Here is a 10,150-nt window from a genome sequence, read left to right as displayed (position 1 = left end):
ACACGGGGGAGATCTGGGATGAGGACCCGGATCAGGAACTCACCCGGTGAGCCCCATCGTCAGAGCCAGTCGGCGTCGTGCGGGCTCGTGACCGAGCGTGCACCGAACTCGCCCGTCAAGAGCTGGTAGCCCGCCCCGGCCGCGTACGACGCCGACCCGGGAACGGCACCGAGCGGACGGCCCAACTCGACCGCGCGCTCCGCCGCACCGAGTGCATCAGACGAAACGCTCGCTTCGACGACGACGGTCTTCGACGCCAGAGCGGCCATCAGTTGCCCGCGCCGAGCGAACTGCCACCAAATCGGCGTCGCCCCCGGCGGCACCGCACTAACGACAGCGCCGTTCTCGGCAACGTCGTCCAGGAGAACGCCGCGGTCTGCCGGGAAACGCGTGTTCACCCGGCCCGCAAGAACCCCGATCGGGTGCCCGCCGGACGCAACTGCGGAGGCCAGGGCGGCGTGGTCGATGCCGCGGGCGGCACCGGACACGATCGCATACCCGCGGGCCCCGAGCCCGGACGCCAGATCGATCGCCATGTGACGCCCGTACCCGGTCGAATCCTGATCCCCGGTCACCAGAACGCTTCGCATCGAGAGCACCGCAGGGTCCCCGCGCACCCACAGGATCAGCGGCGCCGCGAGGCGGAGGTCCTCGAGCTGGGCCGGCCAGTCCCGGTGAGACGGGGTAAGCACGTGGTACCCGGACTCGGCAGTGGTTCGGATGGTCTCGGCGGCGCCCTCATGTTCAAAGCGCGCCCGGAGCTGCGCGCGCAGCCCGGCGATGCCGAAGCCAACCAGCGTACTGTCGGGCCCGTCCAGGAGTAGCGCGAGCGCGGCCTCGGCCCCGAGAGCAGCAACGAGGGCGCCCACGCGGGGGTCACCGGGATCGGCCAGGGCAGCCCAGACGATCCTGGCAACCGTGTCCCGGGACAGGGAAGTACTGGCTGTGGTGCTGAGTGTCTCGACAACGCTGGTGTACGTCATGATCTCGCTCCCTCTACTCAACCGACAATTTTGTTTGCCTTCCGGCGAGAGAATCGATAGCGAGCGAGAGAGCCGGAGTGCCCAGAATTTCGGGCGAAATAAGGGAGCCTGCGACCGCGCCCGAAAATCTGGGAACGCAGGATCGAAGCGAGCTACGATCGGCAGCCGAAAGGTAAACAAAACAAGAAAAACCCGGCCGCGCAGCGGCTCCGCTCAAACAATCAGAGCGGCCGCGGCCGCTTCCCAACAGGCCCCTGATCTTTGGTCCCTCGCCCGTGAAATCCTGCATCCCAAGTCCGGACGGACCGTACTTGGGATGAAGCTCGGAGGGCATCCCGTAGCGAATTTGTGTACAACTCCGAGCAACCATGCGCGCCGGTCGGAAAATATTTGGCCGATCGGAGAGAGAGTCCTACCCAATGTCGGAGGTGAGGTTTACTCTCACCCTGAGGTTAGACGACGCCATGGATGAGGGATCATGTCGCAACTGCACCGCACCACCCACCAAACACCACCCACGCATGCCTGGGCCACGGACCCGGTCAGAGTCGGCCCAATGGAACGCACGCCTCGCCGCCTCGGCCGGACAGCGTACACAGCTACGAACCCGACGGCGACCGTCAGTGAAGGCGGGCCCGCGCGTGGATAATGCTGACGAACTCACGCCGACCGAGGCCGCTGCTCCGACGCCGACCGTCTTCGCTGGCGCCAGCCGGGCGCATCAGTATGTGGAAACCCTCCCGCCGGAGCCGACACCACCCGCACCTGTGACTGAGGTCGAGTGGCGGGATCAGGCTGCTGGGCTGGGTCCCGAGCCGTTCGCAAGTGCCGCGGTGGAGACCCGACCGGTCGGCCCGGGGGCCAGCGGGATGCTTCGTGAACCACTCGAGGACCTCGGCGTTGTCGCCACAACACCTCCGCCGAAGCGGGCAACCCGAGGGCTCCGCGGGATACTCGCCCGGCTTGGCTTCCACCCAGAGCCCGGGCGTGCGGAGCAACGCGACCTGCAGCTGGCCGAACAACTCCGCCGCGACGAAGAAACAATCCGGCAAGCCACCTGGACCCGCGCCGTGAGCGTCCTCGTCGCCAACCAGAAAGGCGGCGTCGGAAAGACCCCGACCGCGATCATCACCGGCGGTGTCCTCGCCGCCGTCCGCGGCGGCTCCGTCTGCATCATGGAAGTCTCCGACGACCCCGGCGCTCTGATGTTCCGCGCCGAAGGAAACCCCAGCCGCGGTATCGGCGAACTCGTCCGCGACATCACGACGATCGGCAGCGCCGGACAACTGGCCGGCTACACCGCCCCGCAAACCTCCTTCGCCTCTGTGATCGGCACCGTCGGACCACGCCCACGCCTCACCGCGGACGACGTCACCGCCGTCGCCGCAGTCGTCGACCAGTACTACCGCATCCGTGTCATGGACAGCGGCAACCAACCCTCGTCCTCCGCATTCCAAGGCGCCATCGACACGGCCGACGCGTTGATCATCCCCGTCTTCAACGCGGGCGACGCCGTCATCGAAGCCGTTGCGCTGCTGGACGTCCTCCGCGCCGCCGGCGGGAGAGCCGAGAACCTGGCAAACCGGGCCATCATCCTGCGCCTGACCGACGGGCGACCCGAGAACCCGAAAGTCGTCGACCGTGTCAACCGCATCATCGACGCAGCCGAGGTCAGCCACGTGTTCGAGATCCCGTACGACGCGCACATCGCTGAACGCGGCCAGATCACGCTCGCGCACCTGGACCCGAGAACGTACCGGGCATTCGCGGCCGCATCGGCCGCCGTCGTCCGGTCCCTCCAGGACAGCGTCCGATAACCCCGAGGCACCCGGCGAAAGGCGAACACGTGGCCCCCGAACTCCTGTCCCAGATCGTGCACACCATCGATAACCCACTCAACGGGATCCTGCCCAACTTCACGATCTTCGGCGCCGAATTCACCCAGCTCTGGCAAAAACTCCTCGCCGGAATCTGGGGCATCGGCATCATCCTCGCCGTCGCCTTCCTCATCATCGGCGTCACCCGCATGGCCAGCGCCTCCAGCGGCGGCAACCCCAACGAATACAAAACCGCCCGCAACCAATCCCTCTGGGCCGGCATCTCCATGGGCGTCCTCGCCTCCCTCGCCGTCATCGTCGGCGCCATCCTCACGGTCTTCGGCTGACCCATGCGCACCCGCACCCGCCGCCGCCGCCCCAGACGATGGATCCTCGGAGCCTTCCTCGTGCTCCTGGTCGCCGCAGGGGCCATCGGCTACTTCTCCGCGAGAGGCCCAACGCCCGTCCAAATCGATGGACAGCCCACGAGTGTCGGAGGGAACTCACCGACGGCGGGCGCGGATACCGTGCCAACAGGATGTTTGGGCGGCCCTGCACGAGACGCGGCGATGGTTCTCGCCGCGCAGAAGACAGCGCAACACACGACAGTCGGCGGAGTGGAAGTGGCCGCAGCAATGGTGCGCTGGGCGTATAGAAGTCCGGCCCCTCAGGCTGTTGAGGCTAGCCAACTCAGCGACCAGATAATGGCCACCACTGCATCGCCATCGTTCAAGGACCTCGAAGGGTCGACGAAAGCCAATCCCAACTCTTCCGGTGGGGTGGTCGCAGATGGGGTGCCGTTCTACCTGTCGACAATCTCTGGTGTCTGGTACGTCGAGTCCGCATCGGCTGACAAGGTAACCGCCTCGATCGGAAGTGCGTTCGTGGTGGACGGTGCACTGAGCCCGAACCTGCGGTCCGTGTCTACCTTCACTCTTGTTTGGTCCGACAACGGCTGGCGAATAGAGTCCGGTGAGTTCAAACGGACTACTCAGGAAGTATTCGCAATCGGAACGCCGTTCTCAGGCGGCTGTTGATGGATGGCTGCCAGGATTTCATGGCCTGCACGGCCCACGGGGTCGGCAATCTCGTAAACAATGTGGCCGCAACGGTGAACTACTGGTCTGATCCGTGGGGCAATACGTTCAAAGCTCTGCAGGGCGCGGCTGTGAGTATGACCCGCGACATCATGCCGGCGCTGACGAGCGCGACACTGCCGGACCTCACAGCCGACTGGTTCATCAACGCCTACAAGATCTCCTTCGCGACGGCGATCTTCGTCGCAGTCTTGCTCCTCATCCCGCAGGCGGTTCGTACCGCACGAGGCGCACAGGCCGGCCGTGACCTCGTGGAATCGATCGGACTCTATTTCGGGCTGTTCCTGGTCGGAGCGATGTTCGGGCCCGCGCTGGGCATCATCTTGATCCAGTTCTTCCATTCCCTCACCGACGTGTTCGTCGCCGCCGGCCTGACCGGAACGCTGGACTCCATCACCGTCCAATTCGAGACCATGCTGAACCAGACGGACCCAGTCGGTATCTCCGGCGGTGTGGTTATGGCCGTGCCGCTGATGGCCTGCATCATCCTCGGCCTCTTCCTGGTCTTGCTGATGCTTCTGGTCCAACTGGTGACGCTGTACTTCACCGGAGTCTTGTTCCCCCTGGGCCTGGTCTGGATCATCGACAAAAACAAGCGTGGCTTCGGCCTGAAGATCGCGACGCTGTGGATCGGCATCCTGGCCGCACACCCCTTGCTGTTCCTGCTGCTGGGATTGGCGTTTTCAATGATGGCGAACCAACTGAACGCGTTCGGCAACAACTTCAGCCTGCAATCCATGGTCACCCTGCTCGTCGCGATCATCGCGCTGATGATGGCCGCGTTCTCACCCGTGCTGCTGATGAAGTTCGCCCCGGTCATCCCGATGGCCTTCGGAGGCACCAACGGCCCATCGGCCGGCACCATCGGCCCAATCGGAGCGCCGAACATCACCGAAGCCACCAGCCGCTTCTACCAAGCAAACACCGAAGACACCCCGGCCAAGCCCACATCGCCGTCAGCTCCGCCCGACAGCGCCAAAGCTCCCGCTCCCGCCGGTACGACTACCGCGAGCCTGGCCGAGGCCGCCGGCGGTGCTGGCGCGACTACCGGCGCGAGTACAGAAACCGCAGGGATCCACGGCACCGGTCGCGGCCGGACAGTTATCACATCCGGATCCGCAAGGGAGTCGGGTGCGACCGATCACACGGCGGCCGGAACCGGGGTGACAACGCCCCTCGGGGCTGCTGGGACGGAGAGAGCCGCGAGCAGTACCGCCGCCGTTGGTGCGGAAGGAGCCCTCGCGGCCGCTGGCACAGCCGAATCGGCTACCGGTGCTGGAGTTGTCGTCGGAGCACCGACGTTGATCGCCGCGCTCGGCATCGCCGCCGTCCACAAGGGCGCCCAGCTCGTCCAGCAGGCCGGCGAGAAAGCGGCCGCGTCGATGGACGACACTCCGAACGTGGGCGGCTCATGAGCGACCCGAGAACCGTGATCCGCTATTTGGGCGGCGAGAGCGGGCACCGCTCCTTCTTCGGCGGCACACATTCCCGCACCCGCGTCGTGTTCCTCACGGTGTCCGTGCTGGCCGGCATGGTCCTGACTCCGCTGATCGGCTGGCCTGCCCTGGCCGTCACGGCCGGCAGCTGCGGCGCCACATTCTTGGTGACGGCGCGCACACATCGAGGCTCAATCGTCGACCGCCGCCGCAAACGGTCCCGGTGGAACCACCGACGCCGGACCGGCACAGACACCTTCGTACCGTACGACGTCGGAACCTGGGACCAACTGCAGCAAACCCTCGACGACGCCCTGACCGAGCGCGGCAAGGCCGGCCGCAATGCCGTACGGGCGGCAGAACGGGCAGTGACGGCGATGCGGGCTAACCCCGACGGGTCCGACGGGCTCGGCTGGCTGCAGCACGGGCGCGGCGAACCGGGCATCGCCTGGCATGCGCCCATAGGGGAGCAGCCGTACCTATCAGTGACGTTCGCCGTCACCGGACAACTCCGCGGGATCGAATCCGCGTCGGTGATGGCGCGCGCCGCCCACAGTTGGGGTGTTTTCCTCGCCGCCCGTGCAGTGCCCTCCGTCCTGGTCAGCGACGTGCAAGTCACGACCCGCGTGCTGCCGTCCGATAGTGCATTGCAGGAGTTCTGGGTCTTGAACAGCCTCGACCCCGCGGCACCCCGCGATGCCATCAACTCCTACGAAGAAGTGCTCCGCCTGACGGGGACGGACGCGATGGTGCAACGCCACTTCGTCACTGTCACGTGGCCGCTGACCGGCGCCTTCCACGACGCGGCCGCAAAGTACGGGGCCGGCCGGGAGGGGTGGCGCGGCCTGATGCGCCAAGAGATCGCGTCCACCGCCCGCGGGCTCGGAGAAGCGAAGATGGGCCGCATCGACGTCCTCACGGCCCGGCAGACCACCGCCCTGATCCGCCACCAACAGAACCCGTCCCGCCCCTTGGACTTCGTCGCCGACGTGCGCCCAGACCGCCTCGGCGAAGCCTCTCACGACGAATACTCCGCGCACATCGTCGACGGCACCGATCCGAGCACGGGCGCCCCGGTGGAGTGGTGGCATCGCACCGCGGCGATCCGCGCCGAGGCCCTGTCGACTGCTCCGCGCACCCAACTCTGGGTGCTCGACCTCCTCGTCGGCCGGGATCTGCAGTTCATCAGAACCGTGTCTTTCCACCTGCACCTCGTTCCCGCTGTCGAAGCGAAAGCCGCAGCCCGCCAAGATCTGACCCGTGACACTGCCGAAGCCCTCTCCCGGAGAGAAGGCGGTCAGGTCGACACGGATGACACGGACGTACAGATGACGGCGGCGCGGCGACGCGGGCAGGACCTCGTCGCTGGATCTCACCACCATGGGGCGACCTGGATCGGCTACGTCACCATCTCCGCCCGCACCCGTGACGAACTCGCCCGGGCCTCGCGACAGCTCGAGGAAACCTGCTCCACCGGGCTCGGTATCGAACGCCTGGACTGGCTGGACTCCTACCAATCCGCAGCTTCCGGCACCACCTGGCCGATCGGACGCGGCCTCCGAGCAGCGGCACCCTCCTTCTCCAGTCGCGTCTACACCCGACTGGCCGGCCGATCCGACAAGGAAGCACTCTCGTGAACAATGACGCTACCTCGACGTCGAAATCACGGCTCTGGGGGCTGCCGGGGCTGCGGAAGTTCGCGCCACCCACCGACGTCACGGCCGACGGCAACGATCAGGGCGGCGGCGCAGAGATCGTGCCGTGGTCGCTGCCTGGCACACCGCTTCGGACGAACGCTGGAGCAGCACGTCGCGGCCAGTATGGGCCGGCCTTGGATGGTGCGCCGACGACGACCAGGCAGGCCGAAATTCTGAACACGGCGCTGATCGGACCGCCGACGGGGACCCGTGGTGTGGTCAACGGGCGTGACATGCTTTCCCGCACCCCGATCTCCCACGACCCGGTCACCGCCTACAACTCGGAACCCCGCGAGGTGTCGAGCCCGAACGTGATCGTAATGGGCGACGTCGGCGCCGGGAAAAGCTCCCACACCAAATGCAACTACGTCGTCCGCCCCCTGCTCCTCAAAGGACGGCGAGCGGTCGTGTTCGACAAGAAGGACCAGAACGGCGAAGGCGAATACTCCAACGTCGTCCGCCACTACGGCTTCGAACCCATCCGATTCACCGTCGACGGCACCGGAACCACTCTGAACCTGCTGGACCCCATGATCGCGAGGGGCACGGGCATCCAAGGCCAGGCGCGGCTGTTGAACATCGTTACCCGGCTCGCCCGCGGCGACCAGCCCCTGGACGGGTGGGAAGAAGAAGCCCTCCGTGCCGCCTTGCGAGCGACCGTCGAACGCACGCAAGGGCGCGCGCCCGTCCTCGCCGACGTGCTGCCCAACCTCGGCAACATCACCGACGACCCCGAATACCAGGCCCTCTCGCCAACCGCACGAGATGACCTCCACAAGGCCGGGCTCTCCGTCAAATGGACCCTGAACGGGCTCCTCGACGAGTACACCGGCCTCCTCGACGGCGAGACCTCGAAGTCCGTGGACCTGAGCGGGAAGCTCACCTCCTTCGACCTGTCTCAGCTGCCCGACGATGGGCCGGCGGTGCCCGTGGTGATGGCGATCGGGAACATGTGGATGCTGGGCCGGCTCCGCCACGAACGCGATTCCGCCACCACCGTCGTCTATGAAGAGGGCTGGCACATGATCGGCGGCCCCGGCGCCCAACTGATCAAATCTAACCAGAAACTCTCCCGCGGCCTCGGGATCTCCAACGTGTTCGTGATGCACAAAGGAACCGACATCCCCACAGACTCACCGGGCATGGCCATCATCCAGGAAGCCCAAACCGTCGTCGTCTACCGGCAATCCCGACCCGACGACGCCCTCTGGTGCCAACAAACCTTCGGACTGGCCCCGGAGACCGCACGCACGATCGAGAACCTCGCTGACGGCCACTACATCTTCAAATACGGCTCCCACCCAGAAACCCACGTCCAACACATCCGCTCAACCTGGGAACGCGAACTCACCAATACCGACGAAGGCCTCGCAGCCGGTACCGCCGACTGAAGTCCCTGTGGCACTCCTCAAAGCGATCGTCGCCGGCACAGCCGCGCTGGTCTTCGTGACCGGAAGTTCCCTCGCGCTCTCCTCCGGCACTGGCAGCAGCTGCTCCGGAAGTACTGTCAGCGCCGCCCCAGGGCACGGCAGCGCGACCGTCGCCGGGTACTCGAGCGACCAACTAGGGAACGCGGCAGCGATCGTCAACGCCGGCATCCAACTCGGTCTGAACATCTCTGCCCAAACGATCGGCGTGATGACGGCTCTGGGGGAGTCCGGCCTGCGCATCCTCGATCACGGCGACGCAGCTGGACCCGACAGCCGCGGGCTCTTCCAACAACGCGCCGGATGGGGCTCCCTCGCGCAACGCATGGACCCGACCACGTCCGCGCAACTCTTCTTCAGCCACCTCGTTGAAATCCCCGGTTGGCAATCCTTGCCCCCGACCCTGGCAGCGCACACTGTGCAGAACAACGCGGACCCGAACTACTACACACCGTTCTACGCACCCGCCGCCCAGATCGTCACCGCACTCACCGGCACAGCGAACGCCGGAACCTGCGGCACAAACGGTGACTCCGTCAGTCTGGCGGCGGAGCTTGTCGCGGCTGCCGACACCGGGAACTTGCGCGGCTTCGTCCCCGACCACATCAAAGAAATCCGGTGGATTGCCCAAGGCAAGACCGTGCCCGACTGCGGAATCGACACCCGCATCCTGCACATCCTCGTCCTGGCACTGCAGACGTTCCATCGCATCGGCGTCAGCGACCTCAACCGCAAATGCACCGGCCAGATCGAAGGCGCCGGCACCGCGTCCTCGCACTGGATCAACGGCGGCGGGCAAGCCATCGACATCTACTCCCTCGGCGGGACCGGAATCACCGGCGCCGACGGCCCCTCCCTCCGACTCATCGGCCTACTCGACCCCGTACTACCGATAGGTTCGCGCATCGGCCAAGCCCAATGCCGAGTCCAAGCCGGAACAACTCTCACTCTGCTCCACGCCACCCAGCTCGACGACAGCTGCGACCACCTCCACATCGACGTCGCCTACACAAAAGACCCGCTCAATCCGACCGGAAACGCCCAGACCAGCCCATGACCCGCTCGCACCGCTCAAGGAAGGAAGCGCTCATGCCCAGGACGAAGAGCCTCATGCCAGTACCAGGTGGAGCCGCTACGCGGCGCTGTACTTGTGGGGCTTTTTTGACCCTTCCGGCTGTCGACCGTAGCTCGCTCCGCGGCTCCGTGCCCAGATTTTCAGACGCGGTCGCAAGCTCCCTTATTTCGCCCGAAATTCTGGGCACTCCGCCACTCCCGCTCGCTATCGATTCTCTCGCCGGAAGGCAAAAAAACCAGTCGATCGAGAAGGAGAGAACAATGACCACCACCAAGACCCCGCTCCGGGCCCTGCGGATCACCACCGAGCAGATCCAGCACGTCCACATCCAGCCCGAACCCAGCAACGTCGAAGCCCTGCAGCGCAGCATCCCCTGCGACTACTTCGACGTCGTCCGCCTCGACGACGACATCGACCTCTTCGTCGACGACGAAGGCGCCATCAACGGATCCCCACTGAACCTCTACCTCACCATCGTCGCCCACGCCCTCGGCACCCCCGCCGTCCTCTTCGGAACAGGCCTCGCCCTCGGCTGCAACCCCAACACCGGCGACACCATCAGCCTCACCGACACCCAGCTCGTCCGCATTGACCGGGTCTTCAGGAGCAAGCCAGACC

9 protein-coding genes are annotated in these 10,150 nt (G+C 65.9%); 8 read left to right on the top strand and 1 reads right to left on the bottom strand.

Annotation, left to right across the window (positions count from 1 at the left end; translation table 11 throughout):
- Positions 1-59 precede the first annotated feature (59 nt).
- Positions 60-983 (bottom strand): DNA-processing protein DprA, encoded by a 924-nt coding sequence (locus QN357_RS15220; RefSeq protein ID WP_323505136.1) that lies wholly within the window; start codon positions 981-983, stop codon positions 60-62.
- Positions 984-1,852: 869 nt separating this feature from the next.
- Between QN357_RS15220 and QN357_RS15215 the strand changes: the two genes are divergently transcribed.
- The 8 genes from QN357_RS15215 to QN357_RS15180 form a co-directional block, all read left to right on the top strand.
- On the top strand, positions 1,853-2,800 hold the full coding sequence (locus QN357_RS15215) for a hypothetical protein (RefSeq protein ID WP_323505135.1): 948 nt from the start codon (positions 1,853-1,855) through the stop codon (positions 2,798-2,800).
- 29 nt (positions 2,801-2,829) lie between these two features.
- A complete protein-coding gene (locus tag QN357_RS15210) occupies positions 2,830-3,147 on the top strand; it encodes a hypothetical protein (RefSeq protein ID WP_323505134.1) in 318 nt (105 codons plus the stop codon).
- 222 nt (positions 3,148-3,369) lie between these two features.
- Positions 3,370-3,837, top strand: a complete 468-nt coding sequence (locus QN357_RS15205; RefSeq protein ID WP_323505133.1) for a hypothetical protein — start codon at positions 3,370-3,372, stop codon at positions 3,835-3,837.
- A gap of 20 nt (positions 3,838-3,857) precedes the next feature.
- Positions 3,858-5,312, top strand: a complete 1,455-nt coding sequence (locus QN357_RS15200; protein WP_323505132.1) for a hypothetical protein — start codon at positions 3,858-3,860, stop codon at positions 5,310-5,312.
- A complete protein-coding gene (locus QN357_RS15195; protein ID WP_323505131.1) occupies positions 5,309-6,970 on the top strand; it encodes an SCO6880 family protein in 1,662 nt (553 codons plus the stop codon). The genes QN357_RS15200 and QN357_RS15195 overlap by 4 nt, the downstream gene beginning before the upstream one ends.
- Entirely contained in the window at positions 6,967-8,421 is a 1,455-nt protein-coding gene (locus QN357_RS15190) for an ATP/GTP-binding protein (RefSeq protein WP_323505130.1), read from the top strand. Before QN357_RS15195 ends, QN357_RS15190 begins: the two co-directional genes overlap by 4 nt.
- 7 nt (positions 8,422-8,428) lie before the next feature.
- Positions 8,429-9,514 (top strand): hypothetical protein, encoded by a 1,086-nt coding sequence (locus QN357_RS15185; RefSeq protein WP_323505129.1) that lies wholly within the window; start codon positions 8,429-8,431, stop codon positions 9,512-9,514.
- Positions 9,515-9,792: 278 nt separating this feature from the next.
- Positions 9,793-10,150: DUF3846 domain-containing protein (locus QN357_RS15180; protein ID WP_323505128.1), on the top strand; the 358-nt coding region annotated here is incomplete at its 3' end.

This window comes from Cryobacterium sp. RTC2.1 (assembly GCF_035018685.1).
Lineage (GTDB): Bacteria > Actinomycetota > Actinomycetes > Actinomycetales > Microbacteriaceae > Cryobacterium > Cryobacterium glucosi.
Note: the sequence above shows the minus strand (reverse complement) of the source record. Positions and strands in the feature narration are given on the sequence as shown.